Source organism: Streptomyces sp. (assembly GCF_035645055.1).
Lineage (GTDB): Bacteria > Actinomycetota > Actinomycetes > Streptomycetales > Streptomycetaceae > Streptomyces.
In genome coordinates this window covers 73,860-91,715 of the sequence record NZ_DASQNH010000016.1, presented here as the reverse complement: position 1 = coordinate 91,715, position 17,856 = coordinate 73,860, and the positions used below count along the sequence as shown (strand labels likewise).

General features: G+C 71.5%; 16 protein-coding genes. 5 read left to right on the top strand and 11 right to left on the bottom strand.

Annotation, left to right across the window (positions count from 1 at the left end):
- Positions 1-247 precede the first annotated feature (247 nt).
- Positions 248-682, top strand: a complete 435-nt coding sequence (locus VE614_RS04525; RefSeq protein ID WP_324932331.1) for an ATP-binding protein — start codon at positions 248-250, stop codon at positions 680-682.
- 75 nt (positions 683-757) lie between these two features.
- On the opposite strand, the gene VE614_RS04520 is transcribed toward VE614_RS04525, so the two are convergent.
- Positions 758-1,855, bottom strand: coding sequence for a bifunctional succinyldiaminopimelate transaminase/glutamate-prephenate aminotransferase (locus VE614_RS04520; protein ID WP_324932329.1), 1,098 nt, complete (start codon positions 1,853-1,855; stop codon positions 758-760).
- A 120-nt stretch (positions 1,856-1,975) separates the two neighbouring features.
- Positions 1,976-2,296: a ferredoxin gene (fdxA, locus tag VE614_RS04515; RefSeq protein WP_043503874.1), complete on the bottom strand. Its 321-nt coding sequence runs from the start codon at positions 2,294-2,296 to the stop codon at positions 1,976-1,978.
- Positions 2,297-2,436: 140 nt separating this feature from the next.
- On the opposite strand from fdxA, the gene VE614_RS04510 reads away from it, so the two are divergent.
- Together VE614_RS04510 and VE614_RS04505 are read left to right on the top strand one after the other, a co-directional pair.
- Positions 2,437-3,519: a GNAT family N-acetyltransferase gene (locus VE614_RS04510; RefSeq protein ID WP_324932445.1), complete on the top strand. Its 1,083-nt coding sequence runs from the start codon at positions 2,437-2,439 to the stop codon at positions 3,517-3,519.
- A 12-nt stretch (positions 3,520-3,531) separates the two neighbouring features.
- Positions 3,532-4,386 carry a transglutaminase-like domain-containing protein gene (locus tag VE614_RS04505; RefSeq protein WP_324932325.1) on the top strand — a complete coding sequence of 285 codons (855 nt, stop codon included), beginning with the start codon at positions 3,532-3,534 and terminating at the stop codon, positions 4,384-4,386.
- A 167-nt stretch (positions 4,387-4,553) separates the two neighbouring features.
- Here VE614_RS04505 and VE614_RS04500 read toward each other — a convergent pair whose 3' ends face one another.
- The 4 genes from VE614_RS04500 to VE614_RS04485 form a co-directional block, all read right to left on the bottom strand.
- Entirely contained in the window at positions 4,554-6,692 is a 2,139-nt protein-coding gene (locus tag VE614_RS04500; RefSeq protein WP_324932322.1) for a hypothetical protein, read from the bottom strand.
- Between the two features lie 162 nt (positions 6,693-6,854).
- Positions 6,855-7,265, bottom strand: coding sequence for a DUF6113 family protein (locus VE614_RS04495; protein ID WP_324932319.1), 411 nt, complete (start codon positions 7,263-7,265; stop codon positions 6,855-6,857).
- On the bottom strand, positions 7,262-8,125 hold the full coding sequence (gene mshB, locus VE614_RS04490) for an N-acetyl-1-D-myo-inositol-2-amino-2-deoxy-alpha-D-glucopyranoside deacetylase (RefSeq protein ID WP_324932316.1): 864 nt from the start codon (positions 8,123-8,125) through the stop codon (positions 7,262-7,264). Before mshB ends, VE614_RS04495 begins: the two co-directional genes overlap by 4 nt.
- A 19-nt stretch (positions 8,126-8,144) precedes the next feature.
- Positions 8,145-8,339, bottom strand: a complete 195-nt coding sequence (locus VE614_RS04485) for a hypothetical protein (RefSeq protein WP_324932312.1) — start codon at positions 8,337-8,339, stop codon at positions 8,145-8,147.
- A 173-nt stretch (positions 8,340-8,512) separates the two neighbouring features.
- Between VE614_RS04485 and VE614_RS04480 the strand changes: the two genes are divergently transcribed.
- Positions 8,513-10,630: a S9 family peptidase gene (locus VE614_RS04480; RefSeq protein ID WP_324932308.1), complete on the top strand. Its 2,118-nt coding sequence runs from the start codon at positions 8,513-8,515 to the stop codon at positions 10,628-10,630.
- A gap of 122 nt (positions 10,631-10,752) precedes the next feature.
- On the opposite strand, the gene VE614_RS04475 is transcribed toward VE614_RS04480, so the two are convergent.
- Genes VE614_RS04475 through VE614_RS04455 form a run of 5 tightly spaced genes read right to left on the bottom strand, consistent with a single transcriptional unit; the run spans position 10,753 to position 16,289 of the window.
- Positions 10,753-11,790, bottom strand: coding sequence for a dipeptide ABC transporter ATP-binding protein (locus tag VE614_RS04475; protein ID WP_324932305.1), 1,038 nt, complete (start codon positions 11,788-11,790; stop codon positions 10,753-10,755).
- Positions 11,783-12,757: an ABC transporter ATP-binding protein gene (locus tag VE614_RS04470; protein WP_324932302.1), complete on the bottom strand. Its 975-nt coding sequence runs from the start codon at positions 12,755-12,757 to the stop codon at positions 11,783-11,785. Before VE614_RS04470 ends, VE614_RS04475 begins: the two co-directional genes overlap by 8 nt.
- A 3-nt stretch (positions 12,758-12,760) precedes the next feature.
- Positions 12,761-13,744 (bottom strand): ABC transporter permease, encoded by a 984-nt coding sequence (locus VE614_RS04465; RefSeq protein WP_324932299.1) that lies wholly within the window; start codon positions 13,742-13,744, stop codon positions 12,761-12,763.
- Complete coding sequence (locus VE614_RS04460) at positions 13,737-14,660, bottom strand: ABC transporter permease (RefSeq protein WP_324932296.1); 924 nt, start codon at positions 14,658-14,660, stop codon at positions 13,737-13,739. Before VE614_RS04460 ends, VE614_RS04465 begins: the two co-directional genes overlap by 8 nt.
- 9 nt (positions 14,661-14,669) lie before the next feature.
- A complete protein-coding gene (locus VE614_RS04455; protein WP_324932293.1) occupies positions 14,670-16,289 on the bottom strand; it encodes an ABC transporter substrate-binding protein in 1,620 nt (539 codons plus the stop codon).
- A gap of 495 nt (positions 16,290-16,784) precedes the next feature.
- Between VE614_RS04455 and VE614_RS04450 the strand changes: the two genes are divergently transcribed.
- On the top strand, positions 16,785-17,813 hold the full coding sequence (locus tag VE614_RS04450) for an ABC transporter permease (protein WP_324932290.1): 1,029 nt from the start codon (positions 16,785-16,787) through the stop codon (positions 17,811-17,813).
- Positions 17,814-17,856: the final 43 nt, after the last annotated feature.

The following is a 17,856-nucleotide window of genomic DNA, read 5'->3' as shown; positions in this document are numbered from 1 at the left end:
GTGCGCGGGCGACGGTGTGCGCGGGTTTTCGCGCGGTCACCGAGCCCCCGGAAAATCCCTTGGGGACGCAGGGCTGTAAGGATTCGGCAGACTTTCGCACAGGCAGCCCTTTGTCCCTTTTTATCCACAGCCGATAATGCGACGCATTGCCAACTCTTTACGTTTGGTGTGCGCAACCTCGGCGGGGGGTCGAGCGGTAGTCACGGCGCACGTTCTCTTTACGTTCTTCTCCCGTCGAAGGAGCATCATGTCCCTCCCCCTGACCCGCCGGATCGCCCGTGCCGCGCTGCTGACCGCAGCGGGAGCGGCCTCCGTGGTCGGTGCGGCCGGTGCCGCCTCCGCGGCTCCCGAACTGCCGGCCGCCCCGAACCTCGGCGGGCTGACCGCCCTGGACGGCGCGAACGCCGGCAGCACCGTCGACGGCGCCGCCCAGAACGTCACCGAGCTGGCGGGCGACACCGGCGGCAAGACCGTCAAGCAGTCCGGCAAGACCACCGGCAATGCGGCGAAGAAGGCGACCCCTGCCGCGCAGAAGGCCGCCGGGGAGGTGGCCGGTTCCGCCGGAGACATCGTCGGCGACACCGCCAAGGCCGCCGGCAAGGGCGGACTGCCCACCGACTCCCTGACGAAGGGCGGACTCCCCACCCAGCAGCTGCCCACCGAGGGCCTCCCCCTCGGCTGACGCGCCGCGGTAGGCGAAGGGGTCCAGGGAGCGCGTCCCTGGACCCCTTCGCCGTGTCCGCGACCCGCCGGACGGCTACCGCGCCAGCCGCTCCACCGCGGCCCGCACCCGCTCGTCCGTGGCGGTCAGCGCCACTCGCACGAACCGGTTGCCCGCCGGGCCGTAGAAGTCGCCCGGCGCGACGAGGATGCCGCGCTCGGCGAGGTGCGCCACGGTGTCCCAGCAGGACTCGTCGCGGGTGGCCCACAGGTAGAGGCCGGCCTCGCTGTGCTCGATGCGCAAGCCGTGGCCGAGCAGGGCCCCGCGCAGGGCGGTACGCCGGGCGGCGTACCGCTCGCGCTGCGCGCGCACGTGCTCGTCGTCACCCAGGGCGGCCACGACGGCCGCCTGGGTGGGCGCGGAGGTCATCATCCCGCCGTGCTTGCGGATCTCCAGCAGGGGGCCCAGGACGGCCGGGTCGCCGGCGATGAAGGCCGCGCGGTAGCCCGCCAGGTTGGAGCGCTTGGAGAGGGAGTGGACGGCGACGATGCCCTCGTGGGAGCCGCCGTTGACGTCCGGGTGCAGCACCGAGACCGGGTCGGCCTCCCAGCCCAGTTCGAGGTAGCACTCGTCGGAGACGAGGAGCACGCCGTGCTCGCGGGCCCAGGCCACGATCCGGGTCAGCTCGTCCTTCGGGATGACCTTGCCGGTCGGGTTGGACGGCGAGTTCAGCCAGAGCAGTTTCAGGCCCGCGGGGTCCAGCTCGGTCGGGTCGTCGTAGACCTCGTACCCGGCGCGCGCGAGCCGGGCGCCGACCTCGTAGGTCGGGTAGGCCAGGCGCGGGTAGGCGACCCGGTCGCCGGGGCCGAGGCCGAGCTGGGTGGGGAGCCAGGCGACGAGTTCCTTGGAGCCGACGACCGGCAGCACGTGGCGGTGGGTGACGCCGCGGGCGCCGAGGCGGCGCTCCAGCCAGCCGGTGATCGCGTCCCGCAGCTCCGGCGTGCCCCACACCGTCGGGTAGCCCGGCGAGTCGGCCGCGGCGACCAGCGCCTTCTGGATCAGCTCGGGCACCGGGTCGACGGGCGTGCCCACGGACAGGTCCACGATGCCGTCGGGGTGCTCGGCGGCCGTCTTCTTGTACGGCGCGAGCTTGTCCCAGGGAAAGGTGGGCAGGCGGTCGGAGACTGCGGACACGGTTCGCTCACTCTCAACGGTTGGGCAAACGCCTCGGTCCCGCACGGCGATCAGGGGCGATCAAGACCGTACGGGACCGAGGCGGCGCGGATTGCGGGCCGCTGACGCGGACGCGGGGTATTACTCGCCCTGCGGCGGCAGACCGGCGACGAACGGGTGGTCGCGCTCGATCAGACCGAGCTTGCTGGCACCGCCGGGCGAACCCAGCTCGTCGAAGAACTCGACGTTCGCCTTGTAGTAGTCCTTCCACTCCTCCGGCACGTCGTCCTCGTAGAAGATCGCCTCGACCGGGCAGACCGGCTCACAGGCACCGCAGTCGACGCATTCGTCCGGGTGGATGTACAAGGACCGCTGGCCCTCGTAGATGCAGTCGACCGGGCACTCCTCGATGCACGCCTTGTCCTTGACGTCGACACAAGGCTGCGCGATGACGTAGGTCACGCTGTCGTTCCTCCTCGATAGGGCGCTGGCGGGCCTCCTCAGGCTCCGCCGCCTGGCGCGCGGGAGCGCGGCGTCGTCGATGCCCGCCCCTAGTATCTCCGTTCTTGGGCAAGATCCGAACAGGAGGGGTGAACCGACCTGTGGAAATCTCCGCGGCAGGGCGCCTTGAGGTCCGTATCACCGCTGCTGACGTGGGCAAACGCGTCTCCGTGCGGCGCTTGGGCAACCCTAGCGGCAGCACAGGGACGCAAAAGAAATTCACCGACACCGTGGGTGTTCTCGCATCCTGGGACAACGGTGTGCTGCTGATCACACGGCGGGACGGCGAACTCGTCCGCATCCCGGAAACCTCGCTGGTCGCGGGCAAAGTGGTGCCCGCCGCCCCGGCGCGCCGCCGCGGCCCCGCCGCCTCCTATCCGGAACTCGCGCGGATCTCCGCCCGGGCGTGGCGGCCCGTGGAGAGCGAACCGCTGGGCGACTGGGAGCTGAGGGCCGCCGGAGGGTTCACCCGGCGGGCCAACTCGGTGCTGGCGCTGGGCGACCCGGGGCTGCCGCTCGACGACGCCCTGTCCGTCGTACGCCGCTGGTACGGCGAGCGCGGCCTGCCCGCGTACATCCAGGCCGCCACCGGCGCCGAGGGCACCCAGGAGCTGCTGTGCGCGGAGCTGGCCGAGCGCGGCTGGGTGCGGGAGGTGACCGCCGAGGTGTGGATCGGCGCCCTCGCGCCGGTCGCGGACCGGGACACGCCCGTGCAGGTGCGGCTGTCCCGCGAGGCCGACGAGGCGTGGCTGGCCCGTTACCAGCGCAAGGGGCTGAGCGAGATCGCCCTGCGGGTGCTGGGATGGGGATCCCCCCGCACGGGCGAGGCCGAGCGGGGAGGAGCACAGTCCGTGTGGTTCGCGGCCGTGCCCGGTGAGGAGGCGGGGGCGCCGCCCGCCGCGATCGGGCGGTGCGTGGTCGACGGGCGGTGGGCCGGATTCGCCGCCGTGGAGGTCGATCCGGCGCTCCGGCGGCGGGGGCTGGCCACCGCGGTGATGACCGCGCTCGCCGGGCGGGCCCTGGAGGAGGGCGCGTCGGCCGGCTGGCTCCAGGTCGAGACGGACAACGCGGGGGCGCGGGCGCTGTACGGGGAGCTGGGGTTCGCCCCGCACCACGCGTACCACCACTTCCGCGAGCCGGGGGCGGGGGACGACTCCGGTGGCTCCCGTGCCGGGCAGGGCTGAGGGGTGCCGGTCGTGACGCGTCCTCCGTTTCCTCCGCCGCCCGAGCGGGCCGCCGCGCTGCGGCTGCGGTTCGCCGAGGAGGCGCGGGCCGAGCGGCCCGACCTGTCCGCGCTGTGCCTGCTGCTGGCGGCGGCGGGGGACGCCGCCCTGGACGATGCGGGCATCGACGCCGCGCAGATGGAGCTGGACCGGCTGGCCGGGCTGCTGCCGTACCGGCCCGGAGGGCCGCGCGCGTGGGCCGAGGCGACTCGGGAACTGCTGGGCGAACGACTCGGGTTCCGGGGCACGGCCGGGGACTACCGGCGGCTGGAGTCGTCACTGCTGCACGAGGTGCTGCGGCGGCGCCGGGGGCTGCCGATCCTGCTGTCCGTGGTGTGGATGGAGGTGGCGCGGCGGGCCGGGGCACCGGTGTACGGGGTCGCGCTGCCCGGGCACTTCGCCGTGGGGTTCGGCAGCGCCGGGGAGCGGGTGCTCGCGGATCCGTTCGACGGGGGGCGGGTGCTGAGCGGGATGGATGCGGAGCTGCTCGTGGTCGGCGCCACGGGGGCGCCGCTCGACCCTTCGGCGCTGACGCCCGCCGCGCCGGCGGAGGTCGTGCTGCGGATCCTGAACAACATCCGGGCGTGGGCCGCCGCGCGGCCGGAGCGGTCGGATGTCGCGCTGTGGGCGGTGGAGTTGTCGCTGCTGCTGCCGTCGCATCCGGCGCGGTTGCGGTACGAGCGGGCTCGGCTGCTGGTGCGGCGGGGGGAGTTCGTCGCCGGGGCGGAGGAGCTGGAGGCGTATGCGGAGGTGGTGTCCGCGGTGGACGCGGGGGCGGGGGAACGGTTGCTGGGGGAGGCTCGGGCTGCTCGGGCGATGCTGAACTAGCGGTTCGCCGTGGGCGTCCGGTGCGTCGCGGGTGCGGGATGTCCGTGGCTTGTCGCGCCCGCCGCGGCGGAGCCGCAGCCCGATACGGCCCCGCGCCCCTGAGCCGGTCGCCCGTGCCCGGCGTGAAAAGAGGCCCCCGGCGTTGTCGGGGGCCTCTTCTCGTGGTGTCAGCTCGTTTCGATGACCGCTGTGCGGTTGGTCTTGCTCAGCAGGGCCGTGCGGAGGGCGCCGTAGACGTCCTGGGGGGTCACCGGGGTCTTCTCTCCGGTGCCGCGGGTGATGAGGACGCCGTCGAAGGTGCTGCCGTAGAGCTGCTCGAGGGCTTGCAGGTCCGGGCTGTCGACCAGCTTGCCGTTGACCGCCTTGACGCGGAGAAACTTCCAGAGGGAGTTCTCCGGGCTCAAGGGGAGGGAGTGCGCCGCGTCGGTCTGGACCCTGACGATGTCGGACATCGCGGGCTCCGCGAACTCCTTCATCATCCGGTCGACCTCGGCGTTCGAGACCGTCGGCTGCTTGGTGGTGGTCGGCAGCGGGACCGGCGTCGCGGTGCCGGTCTCCACCTGGGTGCGGTAGGCCTCGGCGACGGCCTCGGTGGCGCCGTCGGCGTCGATGCCCTTGCCCGGCTTGCCGTAGACGGCGACGGCCTTTCCGGACTCGAAGCGGATCGTGCCGTCGGTGGCCGTGCCGGCACCGCCCGCCGCCTCCTCGAGCGCGACGTGCAGCTTCTCCTCGTCCACCGGCATGACGGGCTCGACGACCCGCTGCTCGCCGAAGAGCGAGCCGATCACGGAGACCGGGTTGTAGTCGCTGGTCGCGGCCTCGCGGACGGTGGCCTGGGCGTCGAACGCGAGGCCCGCCTGGTCCGGCTTGAGGGTGACGGTGTCACCGTCGACGGTGAGTTTGATCGGGTCGTCGATCCGGTCGCCCAGCGCGTCGTCCAGCTTCTTCACGGCGTCGTCGCGGGTGCCCCCGCCGATGTCCACGCCGAGCACGGTGGTGCCCTTGGGGACGTCGGAGTGGTTCATCAGCAGCCCGGCTCCGTAGGCGACACCGGCGAGGACGATCACGCCGCCGCCGAGCAGCACCAGCTTGTTGCGGCCCTTCTTCTTGCGGGGCGCGGCGGCCGGGGTGCGCTGGCCGCCGGGCGCGGGCGGCGCCGGGGGCGTGGGTGCCGAGGGGGCCGTGCCGGGGCCGGCCGGCGGGAATCCGGCGTCGCGGTCGGGGCCGGGGACGACCGGGATGCCGCTGGTGACGGTGTGCCCGGAGACGTTGTCGTGCGGCGGGGTGCGGAAGTCGGTGCCGGCCGGGGGTTCGGGGACCTGCTTCTGCGGGGTGAGGATGGCGGTGTCGTCGCTGAGGCCGCCACCCGGGCCCGTCATGCCCGGAACGCCGGGTGCGGTGCCGGGTGCCGTACCGGGGCCCGCGAGGGCGCCGGGGGCGGACGGGGCCAGGGGGCCGTCGCCGGTGACGGGGCCGCCGGTCGGCCCGGCGGGGCCGCCATGGCCGTTGCGGCCGCCGGGACCCGCGTAGGGGCTCTGACCGCTCTGACCGGTCTGACCCGTCCGGCCCGTCGGACCCGTCCGGCCCTTCTCCGGGGCGTACGGCAGGTCGTCGTGGCGCGGTTCGCCGGGGGTCGGGCGGGTGCCGTTGCCCAGCGGGCCCGCCGCGAGGGCCTCGGTGACGTCGAAGGAGCCGGTGCCGCCGCCGTGGCCGGGCGCCACGGGGCCGCCGGTGGCGCCGGGCAGCCCGGAGCCGGTGCCGCCGGGCTTGCTCATGGCGCCGACGACGCCGCCGGGCCGTCCGGATCCGGGCGCGGGCCGCGCGCCGCCGGACGGGGCCGCGGGCGGTGCGGCGGGTGCCGAACCGCCGGGCGCGCCGGTGCCGTTGGCGGGACCACCGCCCGGACCGCCCTTGGGCGCCCCGGACTTGCGGGGGGCGAACCAGTCGCTGGTCTTGTCCTCGCCCTGCGGCGCCGGTTCGGCGGGGGCGGGAGGTTCGACGGTGCCCGTGGTCGTGGCGGCGCCCGGAGCCGGAGCCTCGGCTTCGGGCGCGTCGGCGGACTCGCCGTCCCCGACGGGTTTGCGCACGACGACCGGCGGGATGGGCCGCGACCCGGGGATGTTGATCCGGATCCGGGTGGTCAGCGTGGTCTCGGTCTTGCGTTCCTCCGGCGGTGCGGCCGAACGGCCCGCACCCGCGCCGCCGTCGGAAGCCGTGGGGGTACCGTACGGCGGCGTGCCCGAGGGGTATGCGGCTCCGCCGCGCCCGTGGGGCCCGGAGGACGGACTGTCAGTTTCACGACTCAAGGCAGGTTCTCCCGGTTGGCTCCGCCGCCCGCGTACGACCTCACTTTGTTCGGGCGGCTCGGCGGCGCGCACAACCATACTGTCCGCTTCCGGCGCTTATCCCATGACCACTGGGGAAACCCACACGGGACTCGCACGAGCATGGGACGGCGAAGTGGTACGTCACTTGCCAAGTCGGACGGCCGGGCCCCCGGGTTGCCGTACCGGACCAAGGGTGGCGCAGATCACAGCCACGGCCATGCCGCCGAGCAGGAAGAGATACGAGCCGGTGCCCGCGGCGAAGACGAAGTCGCCCTCGGGGCGGCTGGTGGTGAGCAGGACGACGGCGACCAGCCAGCCCGCGGCGGGCGCGAGGGCCCCGCCCCGGCCGCCGGTGGCCTGCGCCCCGCCGAGGAACAGCCCGGCGGCGCCCGCGAGGGCGAGCAGCAGCCCGCCGGGGAACCAGGCGCCCTGCACCAGGGCGCCGGCGCCGGCGACCACCGCACCGAGCAGGAAGAGCCCCACAAGGGCGGCCGTCCGGCCCGGGGACGGGCGGGTCAGGGGCTGGGCCAGCAGGGAACCGCGGTCCGTCATGACGCCTCCTCGGTGATCCCGGCGAACAGGTCGGTCTCCCGCCCGGCCGCCCGTTCCCCGCCTACCAACTCGTAGTACTCGGTACGGAAGACCGGCTGGGCCAGTTCATTGGAGAGCACGAAGAAGTCGCCGTCGACCTCGATCTGGGTGGCGTGCGCGGCCATCGCGGCGGTCTTGGCGGCGGTGTGGGCGTCGCCGCCGTCGATCTCGGTGGTGATCCGCTCGTCGTCGACCACGCCGGGGACGTCGTCGAGGGCGGCGGCCTTGGTGAAGGACAGCCGGGGCAGCTCCTGATGGAGCCGGGCGAAGGCGGCCTCGCCGGCGGTGCGCGGGACACGGTTCCAGTAGACCTTGGCGGGGGCGCACCCGGCCTCGGCGGCCAGCTCGACGGCGCGCATGGCGACGCGGTGGGCCTGGATGTGGTCGGGGTGGCCGTAGCCGCCGTCGGGGTCGTAGGTGACGAGGACCTGGGGGCGTACCTCCCGGATCACCCGGAGGAGGTGTCCGGCGGCCTCGTCGACGTCCGCCTGCCAGAAGCAGGCCGGGTCGTCGTTGTCGGGGAGGCCCATCATCCCGGAGTCGGCGTAGCGGCCGTCGCCGCCGAGCCGGCGGAAGTCGGTGACGCCCAGCTCGGCCATGGCGGCGGTCAGCTCGCGCAGGCGGTGCGCGCCGAGGGCGGCGCCGGTGAGATGCGCGAGCGCCGGCGGGATGACCTCGCCGCGCTCGCCGAGGGTGCAGGTGACCAGGGTCACCTGGGCACCCTCGGCCGCGTACCGGGCCATGGTGGCGCCGTTGTTGATCGACTCGTCGTCCGGGTGCGCGTGCACCAGCAGCAGACGCCGGGAGGGCAGGTCCGTCATGGGACCCACCCTAAAGGCGTCAGAACTTGATGCTGCCGATCATCCCCGCGATGTTCGACGTCACCTCGCTGATCGTCGGCGCGACCGTCGAGGAGGCGAGGTAGAAGCCCAGGAGCATGCAGATCACCGCATGCCCGGCCTTCAGCCCTGACTTCTTGACGAGCAGGAAGACGATGATCGCCAGCAGCACCACCGCCGAAATCGAGAGTGCCACGGCGGCTCACCTCCAAGGACCCGGGGACGTGGGGACACAGAGCAGGGGAACGTGTGAATCCATACAGCAGGCAGGTTCATACCCACACAGCGCTAGTGATCATAACTATCCGTGCGCGCGCATCGGTCGGCGCACAGCCGCACAAGGGGGCGCATGGCCAATATGGTCAGGGCATGACGACCGAGCCTGATTCCTTCCCCCGGCGGCACGCGCGGACCCAGCGGTTCACGCTCGGCGCGCCGCGTTCGTTCAGCGTGGCGCCCGACGCGTCGCGTGTCGTGTTCCTGCGCTCGAGTACCGGTACGGACCGGGCGAACGCGCTGTGGGTGCTCGACCTGGCGGACGGCACCGAGCGGGTGGCCGCCGACCCGGGTGTGCTGCTGGGCGGTGCCGCGGAGGACCTGTCGCCCGAGGAGCGGGCGCGCCGCGAGCGCAGCCGGGAGGGCGGGGCCGGCATCGTCGGCTACGCCACCGACACAGCGGTCGAGTTGGCCTCTTTCGCCTTGTCAGGGCGGCTTTTCACGGCCGAGCTGCGGGCCGGTACGGCGCGTGAACTCGCCGTCCCCGGGCCGGTGATCGACCCGCGCCCCTCCCCCGACGGCCGGCTGGTGGCCTACGTGGCGGGGGGTGCGCTGCGGGTGGTCGGCGCCGAGGGCGAGGGTGACCGGGCGCTCGCGGAACCGGAATCGGACGGGGTGACCTACGGCCTGGCCGAGTTCGTCGCGGCCGAGGAGATGGGGCGTTCGCGCGGCTTCTGCTGGTCGCCGGAGTCGGACCGGCTGCTGATGGCGCGGGTGGACGACACGCCGGTGGAGCGATGGTGGATCTCCGATCCTGCGCAGCCGAAACGTGACCCACAACACGTCCCTTATCCGGCAGCCGGGACGCCGAACGCGGACGTCCGGCTGTTCGTCGTCGACCTCGGCGGGACCCGCACGGAGGTCGTCTGGGACCGGGCGCGCTACCCGTATCTGGCGCGTGTGCACTGGTCAGCGGCGGGTGCGCCGCTGCTTCTCGTCCAGGCTCGGGATCAGCGCAGCCAGCTGTACCTGGCCGTGGACCCGGACACCGGGGCGACCCGGATGGTGCACGCCGACGAAGATCCGATTTGGCTGGATCTTTTCCCTGGAGTGCCGTGCTGGTCGCCCTCCGGGCAGCTGGTGCGGATCGCCGACGAGGGCGGCGCACGCGTGCTGGCAGTGGGCGAACGACCTCTGACGGGGGCGCACTTGCACATCCGTGCGGTGCTCGACGTCTCGCCCGGCGACGTGCTCGTCTCGGCCTCCGCCGGCGCGGAAGCGGAACGGCCGGAGACCGGTGAGGTGCATGTCTACCGGGTCAACGAGCTGGGCGTCGAGCGCCTGTCGGAGGAGCCCGGGGTGCACTCGGCGGTGCGGTCCGGCGACGTGACCGTCCTGGTGTCGGCGACCCTGGAGCGGCCGGGGGCGGTGGTGCGGGTGCTGCGGGAGGGGAAGCAAGCGGCCATCATCCCGTCGTACGCCGAAGACCCCGGTATGTCCCCGCGCGTCACGCTCACCGAGGGGGGCGCACGACGAATTCCGTGCGCCCTGCTTATGCCACGGGACTACCCCGGTGACACGCCCCTGCCGGTGCTCCTCGACCCCTACGGCGGCCCCCATGGCCCGCGCGTCGTCGCCGCCCACAACGCCCATCTGACCTCGCAGTGGTTCGCCGACCAGGGCTTCGCCGTGGTGGTCGCGGACGGGCGGGGCACGCCGGGCCGCTCGCCCGGCTGGGAGAAGGCGATCCACCAGGACTTCACGAGGTCCCTCGACGACCAGATCGAGGCACTCCAGGATTTGGCTCGGAATCACCCGCTGGATTTGAGCCGGGTGGCCATCCGTGGCTGGTCCTACGGCGGCTGGCTCGCGGCACTCGCGGTCCTGCGCCGCCCGGACGTCTTCCACGCGGGCGTCGCGGGGGCACCGGTGACGGACTGGCGCCTCTACGACACCCACTACACCGAGCGCTACCTGGGCGACCCGGCCGTCTCACCGCAGGCGTACGCGCACAGCTCCCTGGTGACCGACGAGGGCCTGTCCGCCCCCGCCGAGCCGCACCGGCCGCTGATGATCGTGCACGGCACGGCCGACGACAACGTGGTCTTCGCGCACGCCCTGCGCCTGTCCTCGGCCCTCCTCGCCGCCGGCCGCCCGCACGAGGTCCTGCCCCTGTCCGGCGTCACCCACATGACCCCCCAGGAGCAGGTCGCCGAGAACCTGCTGCTGCTCCAGGTGGACTTCCTCAAGCGGTCCCTGGGCCTGGCGTAGAACGGGCAACGGGCCGGGATGACATGGCGCATCCCGGCCCGTTCACGGCACCCGCACGGCCGTACGGTGTTCAGCCTGGCGCGTCCGTATATCGGAACAGGGTCGGGCGAGTTGCCACTGTGTTACTCCGGCCGGTCCGACGGGACGACGTGCTTCTCCTCCGCGAAGTGGCAGGCGCTGGGGTGGGCGGCGGGGCCCGTGGTGCGGTGGAAGGCCTCGGGGACAGCCAGGGCCGGGACCTCCAGGGCGCAGCGTTCGCGGGCCTTCCAGCAGCGGGTGCGGAAACGGCAGCCGGACGGGATGTTCATGGGGGACGGGACGTCGCCGTACAGGATGATGCGCTCGCGGTGCTCGCGGGCCTCGGGGTCGGGCACGGGCACGGCGGAGAGCAGGGCCTGGGTGTAGGGGTGGGTGGGGTGGTCGTAGATCTCGGCGTCGCGGCCGGTCTCGACGATCCGGCCCAGGTACATGACCCCGACGCGGTCGGAGATGTGCCGGACGATCGACAGGTCGTGGGCGATGAAGACGCAGGACAGGTCGAACTCGTTCTGGAGGCGTTCCATCAGGTTGATGACCTGGGCCTGGACCGAGACGTCCAGGGCCGAGACCGGTTCGTCCGCCACGATGATCTCGGGGCGCAGGGCCAGGCCGCGGGCGATGCCGATGCGCTGGCGCTGGCCGCCGGAGAACTGGTGCGGGTAGCGGTTGACGTACTCGGGGTTCAGGCCGACGACGTCCAGGAGTTCCCGGACCCTGCGCCGACGGTCGCCCTTGGGAGCCACCTCGGGGTGGATGTCGAAGGGCTCGCCGATGATGTCGCCCACCGTCATCCGGGGGTTGAGCGAGGTGTACGGGTCCTGGAAGACCATCTGGATGTTGCGGCGTACGGCCCGCAGGGCGCGGCCGGAGAGCCGGGTGACGTCCTCGCCCTTGTACCGGATCTCCCCGGATGTCGGCCGCTCCAGGCTGACCAGCATCTTGGCGACCGTCGACTTGCCGCAGCCGGACTCGCCGACGATGCCCAGGGTCTCGCCCCGGTCCAGGGTGAAGTCCACCCCGTCGACAGCCTTGACGGCGCCGACCTGCTTCTTGAACAGGACCCCCCGCGTCAGCGGGTAGTGCTTGACCAGCCCGCGCACTTCCAGGATCGGCTCAGCCATGCAGGCACTCCCTCCAGAAGTGGCAGGCGCTGCCCCGCTCCTCGTCCACCGCGTAGAGGGGTGGCACGTCGGTGCGGCACACGTCCTGGACCATCGGGCAGCGGGGGTGGAAGGGGCACCCGGACGGGATGTCCAGCAGGCTGGGCGGCAGGCCCTTGATGGCGTACAGCTCCTGGCCCTTCTGGTCCAGGCGCGGGATGGAGTCGAGCAGGCCGCGGGTGTAGGGGTGGGCGGGGGCCTTGTAGAGGTCATGGACCGGGGCCGACTCGACGATCTTCCCCGCGTACATGACGGCGATCCGGTCCGCCACGTCCGCGACCACCCCGAGGTCGTGGGTGATGAGGATCAGGCCCATGTGGAACTCGCGCCGGAGTTCCGCGAGCAGGTCCATGACCTGGGCCTGGACCGTCACGTCCAGTGCCGTCGTCGGTTCGTCGGCGATGATCAGGGCCGGCTCCAGGGCCATCGCCATGGCGATCATGATGCGCTGGCGCATGCCGCCGGAGAACTGGTGCGGGTACTGCCGCACCCGCTCCCTGGCCGCCGGGATGCGCACCCGGTCCATCAGCTCCACGGCCTTGGCGCGGGCGTCCTTCTTCGACATGCCGCGGTGGACGACGAACATCTCGCCCAGCTGGTCGCCCACGGTCAGCACCGGGTTCAGCGAGGACAGCGCGTCCTGGAAGATCATCGCCATCCCGGCGCCGCGCACCTCGCGCCGCTCGGCCTCCTTCAGCTTCAGCAGGTCCCGGCCCTGGAAGAGGATCTCGCCGCCGGTGATCCGGCCCGGCGGCATGTCGAGGATGCCCATGACGGCCTGCGCGGTGACGGACTTGCCGGAGCCCGACTCGCCGAGCACGGCCAGGGTCTCCCCCGCGTCCACGCGGTAGGTGACGCCGTTGACGGCCCGGGCGATCCCGTCCCGGGTGCGGAACTCCACGTGCAGGTCGCGCACTTCGAGGAGCACGTCTCACCTCAGCTTCGGGTCGAGGGCGTCGCGTACCGCGTCGCCGAGCATGATGAAGGCCAGGACGGTGAGCGCGAGGGCGCCGGAGGGCCAGAGGAGGGCGTGGGGGGCGTTGCGGATGTACGGGGAGGCGGCGGAGATGTCGATGCCCCAGGAGACGCTGGGCGGCTTCAGGCCGACGCCGAGGTAGGACAGGGTGGCCTCCAGGGCGATGTAGGTGCCGAGCGCGATGGTCGCGACGACGATCACCGGGGCGACGGCGTTGGGCGCGATGTGCCGCAGCAGCATCCGGGAGTTGGAGGCGCCGAGGGCGCGGGCCGCCTGGACGTAGTCGTTCTGCTTGGCGGTGATGACCGAGCCGCGGGCGATCCGGGAGATCTGCGGCCAGCCCAGCAGCACCATGAAGCCGATGACCGGCCAGATGCTGTTGCTGGTGACCACGGAGAGCAGGACCAGGCCGCCGAGGACGACCGGGATGGCGAAGAAGACGTCGGTGACGCGGGAGAGGATCGAGTCCCACACGCCGCCGAAGAACCCGGCGAGCCCGCCCAGCACGCTGCCCAGGACCGCCACCCCGAGCGTCGCGCAGACGCCGACCGCGACGGAGGTGCGGGCGCCGTAGACGGTGCGGGTGTACACGTCGCAGCCCTGGCCGTTGAAGCCGAAGGGGTGGCCGGGCCCGGAACCCTCCTGTGCCTTGGCGAGATCGCAGTGCAGGGGGTTGCCGGAGGCGATCAGGGACGGCCACAGGGAGATCACGGCCAGGAAGAGGATGACCAGCCCGGAGACGATGAAGACGGGGTTGCGGCGCAGGTCGTGCCAGGCGTCGGACCACAGGGAGCGGGGCTTGCCGGCGGGGCCGCCCGCGCCGTCCGGGCCGCGGAGCGGCTTCTCCAGGGTCACCGCCTCGCTCGCCGCGAGGTCCATCTGGCCGCCCATGCCGGTGCCGGCCATGGCGCGCTCGGGCTCGTAGGGCTCGTCAGGCATAGCGGATCCTCGGGTCGAGTACGGCGTACAGGAGGTCGACGAGGAGGTTGGCGACCAGGAAGACCAGGACCAGGACGGTGACGAAGCCGACCACGGTCTGGGTGTTCTGGCGGAGGATGCCCTGGTAGAGCTGGTAGCCGACGCCGTGGATGTTGAAGATCCGCTCGGTGACGATCGCGCCGCCCATCAGCGCGCCCACGTCGGTGCCGATGAAGGTGACGACCGGGATGAGGGAGTTGCGCAGCAGGTGCCGGGTGACCACCCGGTGCCGGGGCAGGCCCTTGGCGATCGCGGTGCGGACGTAGTCGGAGCGCTTGTTCTCGGCGAGGGAGGTGCGGGTCAGCCGGGTGACGTAGGCGAGGGAGACGGAGGCGAGGACCAGGCCGGGGACGATCAGCTCGCCGAAGCCGGCCTCCGGGGACACCGAGGGTTTGATCCAGGCCCACTCGACGCCGAGCAGCAGCTGGAGCAGCAGGCCGGTGACGAAGGTGGGGACGGAGATGACGACGAGGGTGACCAGCAGGACGGTGGTGTCGACGGGGCGGCCGCGGCGCAGGCCGGTGACGACGCCGAGGGTGACGCCGATGACGATCTCGAAGAGGATCGCCACGATGGTGAGCCGGATGGTGACCGGGAAGGCGGAACCCATCAGCTCGGTGACCGGCTGGCCGTTGAAGGCGGTGCCGAAGTCGCCGGTGAAGACGTTGCCCATGTAGGTCAGGTATTGCTGCCACACCGGCTTGTCGAGGCCGAACTCCTTCCTGAGCTGGGCGGCCGTGGCCGGGTCGCACCGCCGGTCGCCGCACAGGCCCGCGATGGGGTCGCCCATCACGTTCACCATGAGGAAGATCAGCAGCGTGGCCCCGACGAAGACCGGGATCATCTGGAGCAGCCGCCGGACGACGTACCGTCCCATGGCGCCGCCTCAGCCGACCTTGATCTGGTCGTACACCGGGACGCTGAACGGGTTGAGCTTGACGTCGGACAGCCGCTCCGAGTAGCTGGCGCTGCCGTTCTGGTACCAGAGCGGGATGGCTGCCATGTTGTCCCGGACGACCTCCTCCGCCTGCTGGAACTTCTCGACGGCCCTGGCGGTGTCGTCCTCGGCGTTGGCCTCGTCGACGAGTCTGTCGAACTCGGCGTTGGACCACTTGCCGTCGTTGGAGGAGCCGTTGGTGTAGTACAGCGGCTGGAGGAAGTTCTGGATGAGCGGGTAGTCCATCTGCCAGCCGGCCCGGAACGGCCCGGTCATCTTGTTCTCGGTGATCTGCTTGCGGAAGTCGGCGAAGGTGCCGACGGGGTTGCCGACGCAGGCCCGGTCGTTGTCGAGGGCGTTGTTGATGGAGTTGCAGACCGCGTCGACCCAGTCCTTGTGGGAGCCGGTGTCCGCGTTGTAGCCGATCCTGACCTGGCCGCCGGGGAGCCCGCCGGCCTCCTGGATGAGCTTCTTCGCCTCGTCAGGCTTGTACTCGCAGGCCTCTCCGCACAGCCCCGCCTTGTAGCCGCCGTCCTCGCCCAGCACCGGGGAGGTCCAGTCGGTGGCGGGGGTGCGGGTCTTCTGGAAGATCGTCTCGGTGATCTGCTCGCGGTCGATGGCCATGGACAGGCCCTTGCGGACCTTCTCGATGCCGTCTTTGCCCCAGTTCTCGTCGTAGTACGGGAAGGCCAGGGTCTGGAGGATGCCGGCGGGGGTGTTGAGGTAGCGGTCGCCGAGGTCGCTTCTGACGTTGCGGAGCTGGGCGGCGGGGACGTCGTCGGCCAGGTCGAGGTTGCCGGCCATGAGGTCGGTGTAGGCGGTGTTGTTGTCGGTGTAGACCTTGAGGTCGACACCGCCGTTCCGCGCCTTGTCCGGGCCGGGGTACTCCTCCCACGCACGCAGGGACATCTGGGAGCCCCGGGTGTACGACTGCACGGTGTACGGGCCGTTCCCCACGGGTTTGGCCAGCCAGGCGTCGTGATCGTCGAAGAAGACGCGGGGCAGCGGGGCGTAGGCGTTGTAGCCGAGGGTGTCGGGGAAGGTGGACCACTTCTGGGTGAGGGCGACGGTGAAGGTGCGCTCACCGGTGACCTTCAGGCCGGAGAGGGTGTCGGCGCTCTGCTCGCCCTTGTCGGGGTGGACCTTGTCGTACCCCTGGATGTAGCTGAAGAAGTACGCGTTGCGCTGGTTGTTCCTCAGGCTCGCGCCGTAGTTCCAGGCGTCGACGAAGGACTTGGCCGTCACTTTCTCGCCATTGCTGAAGGTCCAGCCGTCCTTGACGGTGATGGTGAAGTGCTGCTGGTCGGTGGTCTCGATCCTCTCGGCGAGCATGTCCTCGGCCTCGCCGGTCTCCGGGTCGTACCGCTTGAGCCCGCGGAAGACCATGTCGAGCACCTTGCCGCCCTGCACCTCGTTGGTGTTGGCCGGCTCCAGCGGGTTCTGCGGGTCACCCCAGGAGGAGCTGAGCACCGCGCCGCCCGCACCATTGCCGCCGCCCCCGCAGGCGGTCGCCGCGAGGGCGGCCGCCGCCGCGCATGCGACCCACTTGGCGTGCGTGGCTCCGCGCATGGTGTGCCTCCTCAGACCCAGCCGGCCGGTGCCCGGACCGAGCTGATGCGTTGTCGGGAAATGCCTCGTCGTTATCGGCAAATATCGACCCGTACCGCGCACAGCGCACACGCACTCGGCCCTTTGGGGGGATCTCACCCCCGGACCGGCCGGCCGCTGACGTGGATCTTCGAAATCCGCGCAACAGATCGACGGGATCCGATGCCGAACCGTTGAAAAGTGACGCCGGGATGTACGCATTTCGACACCCTGGCGTCCGTATATCGAACACATCGCCCGTTTCACCGGATTGGCCCCATGTAAGACACGGGTTGATCACGGAAGCGCTACCCGCGTAGCTACGGAATGATCAACCGACGGCAAAGAAGGTAAAGAGAAACCCAAGCCGGACCAGAATTTGTTGACCTTGAATGAATTACGTTGAAAAAGTCCCGCGTAGCCCGTAGGGGAGCGCCCTGCGGAGTCACTCAGACCCTCCCTTGGGCCAGGAGCACCATGACCCCCCCAACTCCATCCGCGGCTGCCCCGCTTGAGGTGACCGACGAGAGCGTCGAGAAGTCGACCACTTCTCCCGCCCCGAAACCCAACGAGAGCCGCTCCCCCGGTCAGCTGGCGTGGCGTCGCTTCAAGCGCGACCGCACGGGCGTCATATCCGCCTGCATCGTGATCTTCTTCTTCGTGATCGCCCTGTGCGCGCCGCTGATCGCCAAGCTGTACGGGAAGGACCCGTACACGACGTACGGCCTGAACCAGTACGGCCTGCTGGGCGACAACGGCTACCCCGTGCTCCCCAACGGCGGCATCAGCAGCGAGTTCTGGTTCGGCATCGAGCCGGGCCTCGGGCGCGACGTCTTCACCTTCCTGCTCTACGCGATCCGCAACTCCCTGCTGATCTCCGCCGCCATCACGCTGCTCGTCGTGCTCATCGGTGTCACGCTCGGCGTCACGGCGGGTTACCTGGGCGGCAAGACGGACTGGTTCATCGGCCGGGTCATCGACACCCTGCTGTCGTTCCCCTCCCAGCTGTTCTTCGTGGCCTTCACCCCCGTGGTGCTCGCCCTGTTCGTGTCGCCCGAGGAGAACACCCCGACCTGGCTGACGGTGGCCTGCCTCATCGGCCTGCTCACCGCCTTCGGCTGGGCCTCCATCGCCCGTCTGCTGCGCGGCCAGGTGCTGGCCCTGCGCGAGCGCGAGTTCGTCGAGGCGGCCAAGGTCACGGGGGCGTCCCCGGCGCGCATCATCTTCAAGGAACTGCTTCCCAACCTGTGGACGCCGATCCTCATCCAGGCGACTCTCAACCTGCCGTTGATGGTCACCACGGAAGCCGGCCTCGCCTTCCTCGGCGTCGGCATCCAGGACCCGACCCCGGACTGGGGCGTCATGATCGGCCGGGCCGCCCAGGTCTACCAGGAAGACATCACCTACCTGCTCTTCCCGGGCCTGGCGATGGTGATCTTCGTCCTGGCGTTCAACCTTCTCGGCGACTCGGTCCGCGACGCGCTCGACCCGAAGACCAAGCGCTGACCCCGGCCCTCTTCAGGACCACGGCAAAGACGCCGGGGTGCCG

Coding starts and splice junctions, on each gene's coding strand:
- VE614_RS04495 (WP_324932319.1), bottom strand. CDS start 7,265: ATGACGGACCGCGGTTCCCTGCTGGCCCAGCCCCTGACCCGCCCGTCC.
- VE614_RS04480 (WP_324932308.1), top strand. CDS start 8,513: ATGACGACCGAGCCTGATTCCTTCCCCCGGCGGCACGCGCGGACCCAG.
- VE614_RS04450 (WP_324932290.1), top strand. CDS start 16,785: ATGACCCCCCCAACTCCATCCGCGGCTGCCCCGCTTGAGGTGACCGAC.
- VE614_RS04475 (WP_324932305.1), bottom strand. CDS start 11,790: ATGGCTGAGCCGATCCTGGAAGTGCGCGGGCTGGTCAAGCACTACCCG.
- mshB (WP_324932316.1), bottom strand. CDS start 8,125: ATGACGGACCTGCCCTCCCGGCGTCTGCTGCTGGTGCACGCGCACCCG.
- VE614_RS04525 (WP_324932331.1), top strand. CDS start 248: ATGTCCCTCCCCCTGACCCGCCGGATCGCCCGTGCCGCGCTGCTGACC.
- VE614_RS04460 (WP_324932296.1), bottom strand. CDS start 14,660: ATGGGACGGTACGTCGTCCGGCGGCTGCTCCAGATGATCCCGGTCTTC.
- VE614_RS04455 (WP_324932293.1), bottom strand. CDS start 16,289: ATGCGCGGAGCCACGCACGCCAAGTGGGTCGCATGCGCGGCGGCGGCC.
- VE614_RS04465 (WP_324932299.1), bottom strand. CDS start 13,744: ATGCCTGACGAGCCCTACGAGCCCGAGCGCGCCATGGCCGGCACCGGC.